This window comes from Marinobacter nitratireducens (genome assembly GCF_000708045.1).
Taxonomy (GTDB): Bacteria; Pseudomonadota; Gammaproteobacteria; order Pseudomonadales; family Oleiphilaceae; genus Marinobacter; species Marinobacter nitratireducens.
Genome location: NZ_ANIE01000009.1, coordinates 73,028 through 89,425 on the forward strand (window position 1 = coordinate 73,028; position 16,398 = coordinate 89,425).

Here is a 16,398-nt window from a genome sequence, read left to right on the forward strand (position 1 = left end):
CCAGGCAAATCCAACCGGTTGACGGGCTCGTATTTTTTATAAATTCATAACCGGTACCAAGGCCATGCGAAGACATGACAGGCTGGGACCGTCTCCGACCACACCCGCTGAAAGCGGAAGGGATTCCCTGGTTGGGCTGTACTTCAGGGATGCGTCCCGTTTCCAACTACTGACTGATGAACAGGAGCGCAGGCTGGCCAGAAAACTGGTTCTTGCCTTCCGAATCGTTTCTGAGGAGCTTTCCCTTCCCAAGGACACGGTCCAGACCTTCCGGGTGCTGATCGCGGAAGCGGAGGAAGCCGGACTAGCCAGCCATCGGGGGCGCCGGGCTCTGGGTTTGGCTCGGGGATGCCGACGCAAGCTGGTGGAGCACAACCTCCGGTTGGCGGTGCACCTGGCTCGACGATACAGCCAGCATGGTATCCCGATGCCTGATCTGATTCAGGACGCCAACGTGGGCCTGATCAAGGCCGCCGAGCGCTTTGATCCGACCAAGGGTTTCCGGTTTTCAACCTACGCCTACTGGTGGATCAGCGAAGAAGTTAAGCGCAGCCTGCAGCGAGGGGTTCGGGTTGTGCATACCCCCGAGAATGTTGTCGACGAAATCCGACAACTGCAACGGATATCGGTTCGTATGCATCAGGATCTGGGGCGCACGCCGTCCCAGGCTGAGTTGGCCCGCGAAATGGAAGCGACGCCCTCCAGGATCGGTGAGCTCAGAGCGCTTGCGGCGCGGGAAGTGTCTACCGATAGCCCTCTGGTGGAGGACGGTTCAGTGCTGCTGGTGGACAGCCTGGAGAACAACCGGCGGCACCGGCCAGATTACCCGATGGTTCATCGCGACCGCTCCAGAACCTTGCAGCAAATGATGGGTGAGCTGACGAAGCGGGAGCAGGACATTCTGGTGCGCCGTTTTGGCCTGGGCTTGCCCGAGCCTGATACCTTGCAGGTTATCTCTGACGATCTTGGAATCAGTCGGGAGCGGGTGAGGCAGATAGAAAAAGGGGCGCTCAGGAAATTGCGGGGCCGGTTCGGCCACGCGACCGATATGGAGGACAAGAGCAGCGGCGCCTGATCAGGATCAGGCGCCCTGCATCCGAAAGACCCAAACGCCGGCAATGACTTGGCAAAGCACCACCACCGTCGTCAGTGCAAGGCGAAGCCGGAGGTACCAGGACGGCCAGTACAGGCGCATCCAGCGGGCGTCCACGAAGTAAAGGGCGACATAGGCCACGGTGTACAGGAAGACCTGCCCGGTCGTGGCGAGTAACAATCCGATCCCGGCAGCGACAAAGAACAGCTGGCTCAGCAAAATCGTGACCAGTGGCGATTGTGGGTGTGTCCGGTTGTCGAACTGCATGGCGATGGGCCAGTAGACCCCCGCCATAAAGGCGAGAATACCGGCGCTATACAGATAGAACCAACCAATCAACGCTGGACTTTTTGCAGGGATTAGCCAGAGTCCGAGTGCACCTGCGATGAAGGGTATGAGGCCGGCAAGTCCAACGAGAATGGCCAGTCTGGAAACGGCAATCACGATCTATGCCTCTGCAGCCGAATGCGCAGCGGCTCCTGGCTGCCGGGCGCCAGGCCAACCATCTCGTTATAGGCGGAAGGGTGGACCACCTGGGTTTCGCGAACGCTGAACGATGCCAGCGTGTCCTGTATCTGCCAGGCGCTACGGAACAGGCTGGTTACGCCGCTTTCGTCGGATAGCAACGTTTGCTGGCCGTCTATGGTCAGCCTGGCCATGTAATGCCTACCCTCAAGGGAAATGATCTCCAGAAGATCGATGATCAGATCCGGTTGAGTCCTCAGTTGCTCTAATGTTGTTCTCACCGCTGTGCTCCAGTGCATCCAGATTCAGTGAGAAATACGTTCGGGGATTGCTTGAGGATCAGTCAGCGAGTTTCTGGCACGCCTGGTGTTGAGGGCAGTGGATCAGGTGATCATTAACCATGCCGGTCGCCTGCATGAATGCGTAGACGATTGTTGGGCCTACGAAGGTGAACCCCCTGCGTTTGAGCGCCTTTGACATGGCCTCTGACTCGACCGTCGAAACCGGCACCTCACTCATACTCGCCCAGCGATTCTGGATTGGGGAGCCATCAACAAATGACCATAGAAAGTCACTGAAGCTGCCTTCGTTTTCACGGATGTCCAGATAGCCGCGAGCATTCTTGATGATCGAATGAACTTTCAGGCGATTCCGGATCACGCCGGGATCTGACAGCAGCTCTGCGATCTTTTCGTCACCGTACTGAATGATGCGCTCGGCATCGAAACCGTCATAGGCGGCCCGATAGCTTTCCTGTTTACGCAGGATGGTAATCCAGCTGAGGCCGGCTTGCTGGCCGTCGAGGCAGAGCTTTTCGAACAGTGCCTGATCATCGCGTTCAGGTCGTCCCCAAACGGTGTCGTGGTAGTGCACGTAGAGCGGATCGGTTCCGCACCAGGGACAACGTTCCTTGTTCATTGAGTCTCACTCCTTAAGCGGATGGCATGGGTGAATCCGGCGGAAAAGCAGCGGTTCGGCATTCTCTTTGACCGGTTTTCCGGATGCCAGTCCGAGATCGGCCGGCGGACCCGGGAACCTGTGGATAACCGGAGCCGTATCCGGATGCTCAGCCCGAAACACCAGTGTCACAAGAAATCCGTCTGCCCGGCAACAGCTGGCATACCAGTCGGTTTCCGGCTGGTCGCCTCGGAGCCGGAAATCGGAACTCACCTCCAGGGTCTTGAGGTTGCCGGCAATGCCTCGTCCAGTGGCTTTCAGCCAGGCCTCCTTCAGGGTCCACACCATGAGAAAATGGGTGGGATCGTCGCTTTCCAGTAACCAGGATTGTTCGCCGCTGGTGAACCAGCGTTTAACCACTTTCTGCCATTGAGGATGGCGCCGGGCCGGTTCGATATCGAGTCCGAGCGCACCGCCCCTGCTGGTCGCGCAGGCGCACAGACCGTGACTGTGGCTTAGGCTCAGCGTCCAGCCCGGTGGTGACTGGGTTGCAACCGGTCTCCCGGACACGGGACGACACGAGTCCGGTGGGCGACCACTGGCACCGCTGATGGCTTGCCGAATCAGCCAGCGGCTGGATAGATATTCCTGCCGGCGTGCTCCGGAAAGTCGGGCTGCCGTGTGTATTTCCGTGTTGATCAGCCAGTCGGGCGGCGTCGCGATGCTGGCGTGTACCTGCGGGCAAAGCCAAATCGCCGGATCAGGGCTGGAGTCGTTGGATGATCCAGCCATCGCCTTCCCTCACGTATTCAAAGCGGTCGTGCAGTCGGCTCGGACGTCCCTGCCAGAACTCGATGCGCTCGGGAACAATGCGGTAGCCGCCCCAGAAGCTGGGCAGCGGGACATCCCCCTCACTGAACTTGCGCTTGATCTCGGCAACTTTCTGCTCCAGCAACCCTCGAGACGTGATTGCCTTGCTCTGCTCAGACACCCAGGCACCAATCTGGCTGCCACGGGGACGGGAGGCGAAGTAGCGCAGGGACTCGGCCTTGCTGACCTTCTCCACCATACCCTGAACACGTACCTGACGATTAAGACCGATCCAGGGGAACAGGATAGCGGCTCGGGGATTCTCCTCGATTTCCTGTGCTTTCCGGCTACCGTAATTGGTGTAGAACACAAAGCCGTTTTCGTCGAAGTATTTCAGCAATACGGTCCGAAGGTCCGGCATACCGTCTTCGCCGGTCGTTGCCAGAGACATGGCGTTGGGTTCGAGTATCCCTGCCTGCCGGGCATCTTCGAACCAGTGCTGGAACTGCTGCACCGGATTGTCGTCCAGGGCTTCCCGGTTGAGCCCTTCGCTCTCGAAATCCCGGCGCATGTCACCGATATCCATATTGTTTCCCTCGCGGTTACCTGTCTGCAGCCAAATACGAGAGCTGAGCATATCGGGTTCATTGTCTGCTGACAAAAGCCATTGCAAGTGACTATCCTAGTAGGGGGCCGAGAGCCCGTGCCGCCCAAGTATTCCGCCACCTATGAGGAGAGTTCCGTGGCCGAGAGCCAACCGTCTGACGTCAGCCCCAGAAAGAAACGCAGTCACCTGTTGAGAAACCTGGGTGTCGGGCTTTTGGTTCTGGTTGTTCTCTACGCCCTGGCCGGTTTCCTGCTGGTACCCTGGTGGCTGAAGAATACGTTGCCGGAGCAGCTGGGCCAGCGCATGGGCTGGCAATCCGAGGTCACGGATATACGTTTTAACCCGTTTTTGCTGACCCTGGATACTGAAGGACTGAGCGCATCCGATTCGGGCGGTGAACAGGTGGTGGGTTTTGATCATCTGCATGTGGATGTGAGTGCCTTTCAGTTGGTTCAAGGCATCATCGGGTTCCAGTCCATCAGGCTGCAGGAACCCTACATTCGCCTGGACCTGCTGGAGGATTATGGCGTCAACTTTGCTCGTGACTGGCAGCAAAACAATCCGACAGAGGATCAGCCTGCTTCGGATACTGAGGACGAATCCTCTGCGCCCCCGAAGCTGTATTTCGGGCAGATTGCCATCGACGGTGGTGAGCTGCTATTCCGTGATTACAGCCAGTCGGAGCCGGCAGAGTTCAGAGTGACCCCGCTGGATCTGACCCTGAATGACCTGGCCACCTGGCCTCGGGATGACCAGGAGAGCAATTATTACCTGCTGGCCGCCATTGGCAGCCAGACCATCGAATGGGAGGGGGATCTCAGTGTTAACCCGGTCTATTCGAAAGGCTTCCTGCGGATTGCCGATGTTGGCTACGAGACCCTTGAGCATTTTGTGAAGCCTTACCTACCCTACGATCTTCGGGGAGGTCGGGTGACACTGAGTTCTGACTATGAAGTTCAGGCGGCCGATGGCCTCTTTCTCAGAACCGAGGATGGCAAGCTGGTCCTGGATGAGGTCGCATTGGCCATCACCGAAGAGTCCGAGGCAGCCAGTCTGACCTCCGGCACCCTGTCGATTGACCAGATCGCTTTTGATCTGAACCAGATGGATGCCCGGGTAGGTCAGGTATCCCTGGATAAGCTGGACGTTACTCTGGTCCGGAATGAAAACGGTGACATCGACTGGCTTGCGCCGCTGGCGTCCGGAGAACCCGAGCCGGAACCCGAACCCTCACCATCAGAGCCAGATTCCGAGCCGGCTCTGCGCTGGTCTGTGTCGGGGATAGACCTGTCCGATGCTCGTGTCCGCTGGCAGGATCGCCAGCCGGAAACCGATGCGGATATCGCCCTGGAACAGCTGTCCCTCAAAACGGGCGCTTTCAGCCAGAACCTTGAAGAGCCAGTCACCTACGATTTCCAGGCTGCCATCGCCAGTGGGGGGCGTCTGTCGGCCAGGGGACAGGTCACGCCGCAACCTTTTACCCTTGAAGCAGCGATTTCGGGCTCGGGGATAGAGCTGGCAACGTTTGAACGCTATCTTCAGGAAGGCGCCAATCTGGCGTTGAACGGAGGTGTGCTGGGGCTTGACGGTAATCTGGATCTGGATGCCCAGCAGACGCCGTTGACCGGTACCTTCAGCGGCACCGCTCAGGTCGAGAGTTTCGCCGTTGGTTTGCCGGAGGCTGAGGGTGGGCTGTTGTCTTGGCAGACTCTGCGGCTGTCCCCGATCGAGTACAACGTCAATCCGGCCCGGCTGGAAATTGGTACGGTTACCCTCAGCCGGCCTGCGGCCAATATCGTCCGTGGTGCAGACAGTGTTCACAATGTCGAGCGCATTGCGCGGGCGGGTAGCTCAGATACCGACGCCCAGACAGCAGACGATGCCAATTCCAACGCCAATGCCGAGGCCGGGTTCATTTTCCGAATTGGTCAGGTTCTGCTTGAGGACGGTGCGGTGTCATACACGGATCGAACCCTCAATCCGGCCTTTACCACATCGCTGGACGAGCTGAATGGTTCCATCACCGGTCTGAGCAACATTCCTCCCCAAGAGGGTAAGGTTGCCATCAAAGGGCGCGTGGACAGTGTTGCCAACCTCGATTTCCAGGGCACCATCGGTACTCTCGGTACCGAAGATCTCAGTGATCTGAAGCTCAGCATGAATGACCTCTCCCTGCCGGTGCTTTCCCCCTATTTCGGGCGGTACCTGGGCTATGGCGTGGACAGCGGTAAACTGGACCTGGATCTGGACTACAAAATCGCCGGTACCAACATCGAGGCTGACAACATTGTCGTGCTGGATCAGCTGGCGCTGGGCCAGGCGGTTGCCAGCGAGGATGCAGTGAATGCGCCGGTACAGCTGGGTTTGGCCCTGCTTCGGGATACCGATGGGGTGATTGAGGTGGATCTGCCGATCAGTGGTGACCTCTCGGATCCGGATTTCAGCGTGGGCAAGGTGGCGATGCGGGCCTTCGTAAATCTGTTGGTGAAGGCCGCCGCTTCCCCGTTCAGTATGCTCGGCTCGATCGCCGAAATGGCTGGCCTGAGTGGCGAGGAACTGGGCATGGTCAGTTTCACGCCAGGGACTGTGGCGCTGGCCGAGGGCGAGGCGGAGAAGCTGTCGGCCCTGGCCGATGCCCTGCGTGAGCGCCCTGACCTGTTGCTTAATATCCGTGGTGGTGTATCGCCGGAAGCTGACGGGCTGGCGCTGCTGCGCGAGAACCTGACCCGGGGTGGGCAGACGCTGTCCGATACCCAATGGGCCGCGGCACGGGAAGCTTACCTGGCGGGTGAGCGGAACCTTCCTCCGGAAACCCTCAATAATCTGGCGACCTCACGCGGGGTGGAGGTGAGAAGGCTGTTGCAGGACACCCATGCGGTGCCCTCAAACCAACTGTTCCTGCTGGATCCGTCACGAAACGCCAGCGTGGGTGACAGCGGGGATGTCATTGTAGAGTTCACTCTGGATGTCCGTTAAAGGTTGAGGTCATGGGACAGGCAATCAGTCATTTTTTTGCGTACGTCTCCCGCTTACGCTGGATCAAGCGTTGGGGGCTGATGCGCAATGCCATTGAAGAAAACGTGGCGACGCACTCCTGGGAAGTGGCCACCCTGGCTCATGCCCTGGCATTGATACGTAACCGTCATTTCGGCGGCCAGGTGAATGCGGACCGCATTGCGGCGGCGGCGCTTTACCACGATGCCACTGAGGTCATCACTGGGGACATGCCAACACCGGTCAAATACCATTCACGTGTGATGCGGGAGGCGTTTGGCGATATTGAGCACAAGGCGGAAGCTGAACTGCTGGCCTTGCTGCCCGACGATTTGCGTGAGGATTTCTCGCCATATGTCCGGGAGTCTCAGCTACCGGCGGAGGACAAGGAGCTTATCAAGGCCGCGGATCGGCTGTCGGCTTGGCTGAAGTGCCAGGCTGAAATCCGGGCGGGTAACCGAGAATTCGAGCCGGCCGCGGAACAGATCCGGCACCGGCTCGAACAGGAAGGGCTGCGGGAGGTGGCCTACTTCATGGATGTATTCGCGCCCAGTTACGAGCAACCTCTCGACAACCTCCTTGAGTGATCGCCTCAGCCATTGCTGGCGGCAGAGCCGACCACACCACCGCGCAGGCCATCCTTTTGCAGGGCATGGCGGACAGCGTCTTCCGGTGAGCCTGTCAGTTCGCGGAACATGCCCATGGAACCCAGCAGAGCTGAAGATTCGTACGGCACGAATACCCGCTCTCCGTCCTTGGCCATGGTCGGCAGTGCTTTGATGTAGCTTTGCCCGAGCAGGTAGCCGATAACTGTCTGCTTGTTCTCTTCGGTATCGCCCATGGCGCTGAGCACCAGGCGGATGGATTCCTGTTCGCCCTGCGCCCGCAGGATTGCAGATTCCTTGTCGCCCTGGGCATTCAGGATGGCAGATTCACGCTGACCCTGGGCCATGGCAATGGCGGCTGCCTTTTCGCCTTCCGCCTCGGTCACGGTTGCCCGACGACGACGCTCGGCCGCCATCTGCAAGCGCATCGCTTCCTCGACTTCCTCCGGCATGCTGATGTCCTGAACCTCGACACGGGTCAGCTTGACGCCCCATTTGGAAGCCGGCTCTTCCATCTCCGCCTGGATGGCGTTGTTGACCTCACTACGGGATTCGAACAGCTTGTCCAGTTCCATCTTGCCCACCACCGAACGCAGGGTGGTCTTGGCCAGTACTTCCACCGCCTGGCTCATGTTGGCCACTTCGTACACCGCGCGGCGTGGATCGATGATCTGGTAGTAGAGGGCACCGTTGATGGTCACGGTAACGTTATCGGTGGTCACCACCGGCTGGCCGGGGAAGTCCATAACCGTCTCACGACGATCGATGCGGATTTCGTCGCTGCTCACCGGGTGATATTCCTCACCCATTCGGACATACCGGATCATGGAGATCGGGCGGGGCCGCTCGATGAAGGGAATGATGATGTTGACGCCACTTTCCAGAACCCGATTAAAGGACCCTAGGCGCTCAATCACCATGACCTCTGACTGGCGTACGATGACCAGCCCCTTGGCAATGATGAAAATGCCAACAATGACAAAAACGAGGCTGATCACCAGCCCGGGCGTGAGAAAAGACAACATGGGTTACTGCTCCTTGTGAGAGGGTGTCCTGACAACGGCGGTGGTGCCGTCAAAGTATTGAAAAACGACCTCGGTGTTCTCCGGTAAGTCACTGATCCCGCTATCGCTGACTTTTACACGGTAGAAATCGCCGTTGATCTTGATGCCGACGGCACCATCAAAGTCGCGTTTCAGGGTCCGGTAACGCTGCCCCTGCTCCACGCCGGTGCCGGTGGTGCCATAGGCCACACCCCTGGGTGAAAACCTGGGACGAATCCAGCGAATGGCGACGGGCACCAGAATGCCGGAAAAGACACCCATGCCAACCAGCTGCCATTCGAACGACAGATCGAGGAAGGCCAGGCCTGCTGTCAGTGCAGACGCAATCGCCAGGGCCAGCAGCAAAAGCACGCCGGACGTCAGTTCGGCCAGGCCCAGTACGAGGGCGAGGATGAGCCAGAAATGCGTGAGACTCCATTCCATAAACAGGTTCCGTTCTGCGGTGGACTAGATTGGCGCCCTGGCCGGACAGGCATGGACGAACGCTGATTGTACCCAAAACCTGCCGGCGCGTCAGAGGTGACCGTAGTGCCTTTGTCAGACGCTTTGTTGAGCCATGTTCAGGACTCGGGCAATTGTTAGAGTATTTGCTTTAATACAGGGTGGCTGTTGTGCTTTCCCGGATGCAAAACCAACAAGAGGTCACAGACCATGAAGGATCTTAATAACAAGGTTGCGGTTGTCACCGGTGCAGGTTCCGGTATTGGCCGTGCACTTGCTCTGGCGCTGGCGGAGCGTGGATGCCGTCTGGCCGTCTCGGACGTCAACAAGGAAGGGCTTGCTGAAACGGTAAAGGCGCTCAAAGGCTCCGAGGTGAAGAGCTACTATCTGGATGTCTCTGACCGTGATGCGATCTATGCCCATGCCGAGGCTGTAAACAAAGACTTCGGTCAGGTTAATCTGGTCATTAACAACGCTGGCGTGGCTTTGTCAGCCACGGTTCGTGAAATGACCGACGACGACTTCAAATGGGTCATGGATATCGATTTCTGGGGTGTGGCCCACGGTACCCGTGCCTTCCTGCCACATCTGATCGCCTCTGGCGACGGCCATGTTGTTAACATCTCGAGTGTATTCGGCCTGATTGGCGTGCCCAAGCAGAGCGCCTACAACGCCGCCAAATTTGCCGTTCGGGGCTTCACCGAGTCCCTGCGCCAGGAAATGCAGCTGGAGAACCAGCCGGTGTCAGTCAGCTGTGTTCATCCCGGTGGTATTCGCACAAACATCGCGAATGCGGCCCGAATGGGTAAATCCGAGAATGCGGATGCCCAGCGCAAGGGATTCGATAAGCTTGCCATGACCACGCCGGAAAAGGCGGCGCAGATTATTGTCAAAGGGATTCTTAAGGACGAGTCCCGGATTCTGGTCGGACCGGATGCCTGGGGCATCGAAGCCATAAACCGCCTGCTGGGCTCCGCCTATCAGCCCCTGGTGGCGCGCTTTTCCCGCAAAAACCTGTATGTCTGAGTAATGCCTGCTCAATGGCGGGTTGAGGGTCCCCTCTCAGCCCGCTGTACATTTTACATACAGCGAAAACGTCCTATACTTGCTGTTTTCCAGGGATTAGGGAAGAACCAGCATGAATTGCCCTCGCCACACGGACCTGGTGGCTACGCTTGAGCATAGCCGCTCGGGTCTTCGCGACAGTCATCGCCGCGCATTGATGCGTGTGCTTTTCGGTGTTACCGGTGCTGCACTGCTTCCGTTTGCGTGCCTGCAGATCCTCAACGGTTACTGGTGGGTAGGGGCTCTTGAGTTATCGGCTTCCGCCACGTTGTTCTATGGTCTTGTCCGCCTGCGCACCACGCCGCACCTGCAACAATGGATCTACGTCTACCTTGTGACGCTGTTTTCCTTTTTCTTGATCATCATGGTGTTACCGCAGGCTTCCGTGGCGGCGTTCGTGTGGGTTTTGATGATGCCAGTATTGGCGTACCTGTTGCTCGGCAAGCATGAAGGAATGATCCTGAGCATACCTTTCATGGTGCTCGGGGGCGTGATCTATTTCATTCATCTGGGGAATGTGGGCTCGGCCAGCCGCATGATCGACCTGCTGAACCTGGTCCTCTGTGGTGCTCTGATGCAGTGGTTTATCCACCTCTATGAAGTGAAGCGGGAGGAGGCGGAGCAGCGCCTTGTGGATATGGCCCAGACCGATGCCCTGACTGGCCTGGCCAATCGCAGTAGCTTCCAGAGTACGCTGAGCCGGACCATCGCTGAGTGTGAGCGCAGTGGCACGGGCTTCGCGCTGGTGGTGATGGATATTGATCACTTCAAAGTAGTCAACGACACCCTTGGCCATGATGCGGGTGACCACGTCCTTAAACACATCGCCGGTATCCTGAACGAGCGATTGCGCGGAACCGACTCGGTGGGGCGGATCGGTGGCGAGGAGTTTGGGCTGGTGCTGCGAGATGTGAAGCCGGCCGATGCTTTCGAGCTGATGGATGAGCTACGCCAGCGAATTGCCTCCCGAACCATGAATTACGGTGAAGCCGATGTCCGGGTGACGGCGTCCTTCGGTATTGCCCAGTGGCCGGATCATGGTCGCGAACCGGAAACGCTGTTCAGCGTTGCTGACCGTTGCCTGTACAGCGGTAAACGCTCTGGCAGAAACCGGGTGGCTCGGGCTGAAAGCGGCGCCCCCCTGCATCAAGGTGACTTGCTGGCTGGCAGCCCACAGTGATTCGGGTATCCTTGAGGGTGGACGACTAACCTTCAGGGCTGATCCTGCATCATGTGTGAATTGCTGGCCATGAGCGCCAATACCCCAACCGACCTCTGCTTCAGTTTTACCGGGCTGACCCGACGCGGTGGTGATACCGGCCCCCACCGGGATGGCTGGGGCGTTGCCTTCTACGAGGGCAAGGGCGTGCGTGCATTTCACGATTCTGATGCCAGCGCCAATTCCCGGCTGGCCGAGGTGGTGCAGACCCACCCGATCAAAAGTGAAGTGGCAATTTGCCACATTCGTCAGGCAAACGTCGGCGATATCTGTCTGGCCAATACTCACCCGTTCATGCGCGAATTGTGGGGGCGCTACTGGGTGTTTGCTCACAACGGCCAGTTGTCAGCGTTCCAGGCCAGTGAAGGCTTTTACGAACCGGTAGGCAGTACCGACAGTGAGGCGCTGTTCTGTGACATCCTCAATCATCTTCGGCGCTATTGCCATCGTGATACCACGACCGAAGAGATCGTTGATCGCCTGGTTCGCCTCTCCAGGGCCTACGCCAGCGAAGGCGTGTTCAACCTGCTATTGAGTAACGGCGACTGGCTATTTACCTATTGCACCACCAAGATGGCCAGCATCACCCGGAGAGCTCCCTTTGGTCCGGCCCGGCTGAAGGACGCGGATGTCACAGTGGATTTTGAATCGCAAACCACGCCCGATGATATTGTCAGTGTGATTGTCACTGAACCTCTGACGACCGATGAGTCGTGGGACATATACTGCCCCGGGGAGTGGCGCTTGTGGCGCAAGGGGGAGGTCGTGACGAGTGGCGTAGATAAACCGGACGCCTGAACGGAAAGAACCGGGGCGGTTGCCCGCGCCCGGTTCCCCTCCCTACCGGCATCCGGCTGGTGCTCAGATCACTGCCAGATCACTGGAGGGTACGGCGATTTCCGTTTTTGTACTGCGGAGCAATGTGCTCCTGGATCTGCGCCTTGAAGCGGCCGATCAGTTCGCTGTTATCATGATCCCAGGGATGGAAGTTTGGCTTGAAGTACTCCAGCCAGGTCGGAATCAGACTGGAGAAGGTGCCGTCCTTACCCCACATGCGCCAGAGGCCTTTGACGCCGTCTTTCACCGAAAAGTGCTTTGGATCATTCAGCATCATCCGGCCGGTGAAGTAGCTGGCCATCACGAACAGGGCGCCGGTGGTGAACACCTGGTAGAGGGCGCGTTCAGCATAGGTGCCGCCGACCTGCTGGAACACATCGTAGGTCACCGCCTTGTGTTCGGTTTCCTCAATGGCGTGCCAGACCCACAGTGGACGCATGGATTCGTCCATGTCCTCACGCACATCGCTGCGCTCCAGCAGCATGTCAGCCATCATGGCGGTCATGTGCTCAAGGGCGCAGGTGATCGCCAGCTGGTGACGTTTGGGCAGCTTTTTAGCAATGCCGAGCACAACTTCCAGATGCTTTTCCATCTCCTCAACCGGCATCCCCTGATCACGCACATGCTGGTTCATGGCGATGTGCTCCAGTGAATGCATGGCCTCCTGGCCAATGAATCCGCGCACCTCTTCCTTCAGTTTGGGATCCTTGATCTGATCGCGGTAGGCCCGCACGGAGTCCACGAAGAATTGCTCACCCTGGGGGAAAAGAACAGACAGGGCATTCATCATGTGGCTCAGGGTATAACTGTTATCGAGCCAGTAACGGGGCACCTTCTGGTCGAACTCGAACCCCATGCGTTGCGGTTTGATGGTGACGTTATCTGGTGTCTGGGATGCGCCAGAGGGTGCAGCGGTCGTTTTATCCTGTGTTTTTGTGGTCAGCATGCGTGTACTCCTCACTTTGGCTGATGTCATGGCTTCAGTGTGTGGGAGTCGAGGGCTGCGTTGAAGGCGAAAAAGGGACGGCAACCGTTCAGGATGGGACAAACACACAAAAGATTGGCTTAGTTGACAGGTGAACACCGGCCGCCGGCCCCACTGTTGTAATGTCGCGGGTCTGTTAAAGTCAGGATATAGTGCTTTCCAAACCCCAAACCAAGGATCCCTATGGCAAGTCCCGGAGAGGATAAAGAGCGGCAAATGCTGGGACTGTTTCTGGTACCCGGTGTTTACATGCGGGTCATGGCAGAAACGGTCAGGCAACTGGGCCATAACGATCGCCCCCTTTACGAGGGGCTCAGTTTTACCGCTGAGGATCTCAAGGAGAACGACAGTCGAGTGTTTGTCACCGACGCCATTCTCATGACCCAGCGCGCTCTGGACCTGGCCGGAAAGGATGGCCTGAGCTTCCTGCTTGCCCGCGAGTTGCGGCTTACGATCCATGGCACCCTCGGCTTTGCTGCACTCACCAGCCCGACCTTTGCCGATGCACTGGACTCGGTGCGCCGTTACCTGCTGCTGAGAGCCCCGTTCCTGAGCATGAGCCAGTCGGAAACCGATGGTGAAGTGCTGGTGAAACTGTGCTCCGATTTTGATGTTCCGGGACTCTACCCTTTCCTGGCCGAAACGGTCAGTGCCACCCTGATCCTGCTGACCGATCAGTTGCTGGATCGTGAGGATGCCGCCCGGCACGGTTTTGAGCTGGTGGATGGCAAGCTCCCTGGAGTGGTCGTCAAGCTGAGTAAGCCCGAGCCGGCGTACTATCGCGACTTTGCCAGTCAGCTCCCGGTAAGGTTCGAGTACGATCAGGCCGACGAGATGATGGTATTCCCGAAGGCGCTGCTGGATGTGCGCATGCGCCTGGCGGATGCTGAAGCGTCGAGAATGGCCCGGGATCAATGCGAATTCGAGCTCCAGAAGGCGCTTAAGGAGCAGGGCGACATCGCCCTCGCGGTGCGCAACATGCTGCGTACGATGCCGGCCCCGTTACCCTCTCTTGAGGCCATGGCAGAGCGCTTCTGCGTGTCTTCCCGAACTCTGAAGCGCCGGCTGGCGGAAAAAGACACCAGCTACCGGGAAATCCTGGAATCCGTGTTGAAAGACCGGGCCATCCAGTTGCTCCGTTACACCAATCAGTCGGTGAGCGAGATTGCCTACGAGCTGGGGTATGCGGACCTGTCGAACTTTAGCCGGGCATTCCGGAAGTGGACCGGGAAGTCGGCGTCCGAGTTTCGCGAGGGTGGGCCGGATCCGGCGCCTGAGGTTGGGCCCTGAGTTGATTGGGAGTTGCCGGGTTGATTGGAGTGGGGGCACGATGCTTTTCTTCTGGGAAAAAGAACTCGCTGCGCTCAGACACCTTTGTTCCCGGCAGAAAAGCATCCCCCCACTCCGTGCCCTCCGGCCAGCCCCCAAACCAATTGAGGATCAAACAAACCATGACAACCAAACCAGACACCCACAGTAAAGTCTTCGGCTACCTGCTCTGGATCTTCGGATTCCTCGGGTCGCACCGTTTCTATTACGGCAAACCCGTCACCGGCACCATCTGGTTCTTTACGCTGGGCTTGTTCTTTATTGGCTGGATTATCGACCTGTTCCTGATTCCATCCATGGACCGGGAAGCGGATCTGCGGTTTCGGGAAGGGGAAGTCAGCTACAACATCGGCTGGTTATTGCTGACCTTCCTCGGGGTGTTCGGTATCCACCGGATGTACATGGGTAAGTGGATCACCGGCATTATCTACCTGTTTACCGGCGGCTTTTTCCTGCTCGGTATTCTTTATGATTTCTGGACGCTGAACGACCAGATCTCCATTCGTAACGAGGAGCGCCGTTTCGGTTGATTACAGCCCCGCGGCAGCTTCGAGGTCGGCTAGTCCCTCCTCCAACCCGTCCAGCATGCGTTGCAGGCTGGGCAGGGTTCGGCGGCAGCCTATGAGGCCGAACTCGACCTGGTCTTTATAGCTGGTCAGGGTCATGTTCAGAGCCAGTCTGTCCATGGCGATGGAGACCGGGTACATGCCCTCAAGCTTGGCGCCGTTCCAATAGCACGTTTCTTTCGGGCCTGGTACGTTCGAAATCACCACATTGAAGGTCTGCCAGTTCGGCGCCATGCCGGTGAGCAGGTGAAAGGCGGCGGGTGCCAGTGTCAGCGCGGTGTAATTGATGATTTCTTCCGGTGACATGTGCCGGTAGCGGTCCTTGGCTTCTTCCATACCCTGATGAATCTTCACCAGCCGTTCGCCGGCGTTAGGCTCATCAGTGTGCAGATTGGCCAGGATCACGCCCACCTGGTTGCCGCCGTCGCTGTCGTCCCGTCGCAGAGAGACCGGCACCATGGCTACCAGTGGTTTCTCTGGTAGCGCATCCTGGTTCATCAGGTAGGTTCGCAAGGCCGAAGCGCACATGGCGGTCACCACGTCGTTCACCGTTGTGCCATAGGCTTCGCAGACTTTGCGGATGCGTTTCAGGCAATAGGACTGGGCGGCAAAACGCCGGGAGCCCGTAATCTTCTGGTTCAGTACACTTCTTGGAGCGTGAAAGATCGAGTCATAGGCTGGATCCTTTCGGGCCTGGTTAACAGTCTTCAGCAGTTCTTTCGCCACGGTCGGAATGGTGCCCAGCTGTTTTCCGGATGTGCCCAGCAGATGGCTGACACTGCGCCACAGCGATGGTCCGCCGTCGTCCCTGGAAGCGCGTTCCCGCGGTGGCATCGCCCAGATCGGAGGCATGCCGTTCTCGGCCGGGTCCTGGCTCAGCATGCGGGTCACCATGCGCATAGCGGATACCCCATCCACCAGCGAATGATGCACCTTTGTGTACAGGGCGAATTGCCGGTCCTGCAGGCCCTCGATCAGGTGCACTTCCCACATCGGGCGTTCCCGGTCCATCAGGTGGGAGTGCTCCGCCGAGACAAACGCCAGAAGTTCCCGGACCCGGCCCGGGGTAGGCAGAGCTTCGAATCGGAAATGATGCTCCAGGTCGAGGTGTTCATCGGTCACCCAGTGCGGTTGCCCAAGTTTGTAGGTCAGTCGCTGATTGAACGGTGGCGTGACGCGTAAATATTCCCTCAGCTGACTGGCCAGCTGGGCAACGTAATCATCGGGGGCGTTGTCCGGGAATGAAAACAGCTGAAGGCCGCCAACGTGCATGGGTTGCTGGCGCTTTTCCAGCCAGAGAAAAAGCTGATCGCTTGGGCTTAGAGGTCTCACAGCACGTACCTTGTTATTGGTTTTGGTCCCGAGTCTACAACAGGTTTTCTCAGACGTGATTGACCCAAAGCACAAGAGCCGCGGTGAGT

General features: G+C 58.2%; 17 protein-coding genes. 8 read left to right on the forward strand and 9 right to left on the reverse strand.

Features of this window, described 5'->3' with window-relative positions:
• The first annotated feature begins 64 nt into the window (after window positions 1–64).
• Entirely contained in the window at window positions 65–1,075 is a 1,011-nt protein-coding gene (locus D777_RS14455) for a sigma-70 family RNA polymerase sigma factor (RefSeq protein ID WP_036133632.1), read from the forward strand.
• Window positions 1,076–1,081: 6 nt separating this feature from the next.
• Here the strand turns inward: D777_RS14455 and D777_RS14460 are convergent, their stop codons facing one another.
• From D777_RS14460 to pdxH, 5 genes are read right to left on the reverse strand one after another with little or no spacing between them, the layout of a single operon-like run.
• Window positions 1,082–1,537, reverse strand: coding sequence for a DUF3429 domain-containing protein (locus tag D777_RS14460; protein ID WP_036133633.1), 456 nt, complete (start codon window positions 1,535–1,537; stop codon window positions 1,082–1,084).
• Window positions 1,534–1,839 (reverse strand): DUF6482 family protein, encoded by a 306-nt coding sequence (locus D777_RS14465; protein ID WP_036134389.1) that lies wholly within the window; start codon window positions 1,837–1,839, stop codon window positions 1,534–1,536. Before D777_RS14465 ends, D777_RS14460 begins: the two co-directional genes overlap by 4 nt.
• Before the next feature lie 58 nt (window positions 1,840–1,897).
• Complete coding sequence (locus tag D777_RS14470; RefSeq protein WP_036133635.1) at window positions 1,898–2,476, reverse strand: DNA-3-methyladenine glycosylase I; 579 nt, start codon at window positions 2,474–2,476, stop codon at window positions 1,898–1,900.
• A 6-nt stretch (window positions 2,477–2,482) separates the two neighbouring features.
• Entirely contained in the window at window positions 2,483–3,247 is a 765-nt protein-coding gene (locus tag D777_RS14475; protein ID WP_036133637.1) for a 4'-phosphopantetheinyl transferase family protein, read from the reverse strand.
• Entirely contained in the window at window positions 3,216–3,851 is a 636-nt protein-coding gene (gene pdxH, locus D777_RS14480; RefSeq protein ID WP_036134391.1) for a pyridoxamine 5'-phosphate oxidase, read from the reverse strand. The genes D777_RS14475 and pdxH overlap by 32 nt, the downstream gene beginning before the upstream one ends.
• A 156-nt stretch (window positions 3,852–4,007) precedes the next feature.
• On the opposite strand from pdxH, the gene D777_RS14485 reads away from it, so the two are divergent.
• Entirely contained in the window at window positions 4,008–6,848 is a 2,841-nt protein-coding gene (locus tag D777_RS14485) for a DUF748 domain-containing protein (RefSeq protein WP_036133640.1), read from the forward strand.
• Window positions 6,849–6,859: 11 nt separating this feature from the next.
• Window positions 6,860–7,453, forward strand: coding sequence for a 5'-deoxynucleotidase (gene yfbR / locus D777_RS14490; RefSeq protein ID WP_036133641.1), 594 nt, complete (start codon window positions 6,860–6,862; stop codon window positions 7,451–7,453).
• Between the two features lie 5 nt (window positions 7,454–7,458).
• Here the strand turns inward: yfbR and D777_RS14495 are convergent, their stop codons facing one another.
• Together D777_RS14495 and D777_RS14500 are read right to left on the reverse strand one after the other, a co-directional pair.
• Complete coding sequence (locus tag D777_RS14495; RefSeq protein WP_036133644.1) at window positions 7,459–8,496, reverse strand: SPFH domain-containing protein; 1,038 nt, start codon at window positions 8,494–8,496, stop codon at window positions 7,459–7,461.
• A gap of 3 nt (window positions 8,497–8,499) precedes the next feature.
• On the reverse strand, window positions 8,500–8,958 hold the full coding sequence (locus D777_RS14500) for an NfeD family protein (protein WP_036133647.1): 459 nt from the start codon (window positions 8,956–8,958) through the stop codon (window positions 8,500–8,502).
• A 228-nt stretch (window positions 8,959–9,186) separates the two neighbouring features.
• Between D777_RS14500 and D777_RS14505 the strand changes: the two genes are divergently transcribed.
• The 3 genes from D777_RS14505 to D777_RS14515 all read left to right on the forward strand — a co-directional run bounded on the left by D777_RS14505 (window position 9,187) and on the right by D777_RS14515 (window position 12,058).
• On the forward strand, window positions 9,187–10,002 hold the full coding sequence (locus tag D777_RS14505) for an SDR family NAD(P)-dependent oxidoreductase (protein WP_036133650.1): 816 nt from the start codon (window positions 9,187–9,189) through the stop codon (window positions 10,000–10,002).
• A gap of 112 nt (window positions 10,003–10,114) precedes the next feature.
• Complete coding sequence (locus tag D777_RS14510) at window positions 10,115–11,221, forward strand: GGDEF domain-containing protein (protein WP_036133653.1); 1,107 nt, start codon at window positions 10,115–10,117, stop codon at window positions 11,219–11,221.
• 51 nt (window positions 11,222–11,272) lie between these two features.
• On the forward strand, window positions 11,273–12,058 hold the full coding sequence (locus tag D777_RS14515; protein WP_036133655.1) for a class II glutamine amidotransferase: 786 nt from the start codon (window positions 11,273–11,275) through the stop codon (window positions 12,056–12,058).
• Between the two features lie 79 nt (window positions 12,059–12,137).
• On the opposite strand, the gene D777_RS14520 is transcribed toward D777_RS14515, so the two are convergent.
• Complete coding sequence (locus D777_RS14520; RefSeq protein ID WP_036133658.1) at window positions 12,138–13,043, reverse strand: metal-dependent hydrolase; 906 nt, start codon at window positions 13,041–13,043, stop codon at window positions 12,138–12,140.
• Between the two features lie 222 nt (window positions 13,044–13,265).
• Here D777_RS14520 and D777_RS14525 point away from each other — a divergent pair, with 222 nt between their 5' ends.
• Both D777_RS14525 and D777_RS14530 read left to right on the forward strand, forming a co-directional pair.
• Window positions 13,266–14,372 carry an AraC family transcriptional regulator gene (locus tag D777_RS14525; RefSeq protein WP_036133661.1) on the forward strand — a complete coding sequence of 369 codons (1,107 nt, stop codon included), beginning with the start codon at window positions 13,266–13,268 and terminating at the stop codon, window positions 14,370–14,372.
• Between the two features lie 161 nt (window positions 14,373–14,533).
• Window positions 14,534–14,941 carry an NINE protein gene (locus D777_RS14530; RefSeq protein WP_036133664.1) on the forward strand — a complete coding sequence of 136 codons (408 nt, stop codon included), beginning with the start codon at window positions 14,534–14,536 and terminating at the stop codon, window positions 14,939–14,941.
• Here the strand turns inward: D777_RS14530 and D777_RS14535 are convergent, their stop codons facing one another.
• A complete protein-coding gene (locus D777_RS14535; protein ID WP_036133667.1) occupies window positions 14,942–16,309 on the reverse strand; it encodes a WS/DGAT/MGAT family O-acyltransferase in 1,368 nt (455 codons plus the stop codon).
• Between the last annotated feature and the right edge of the window lie 89 nt (window positions 16,310–16,398).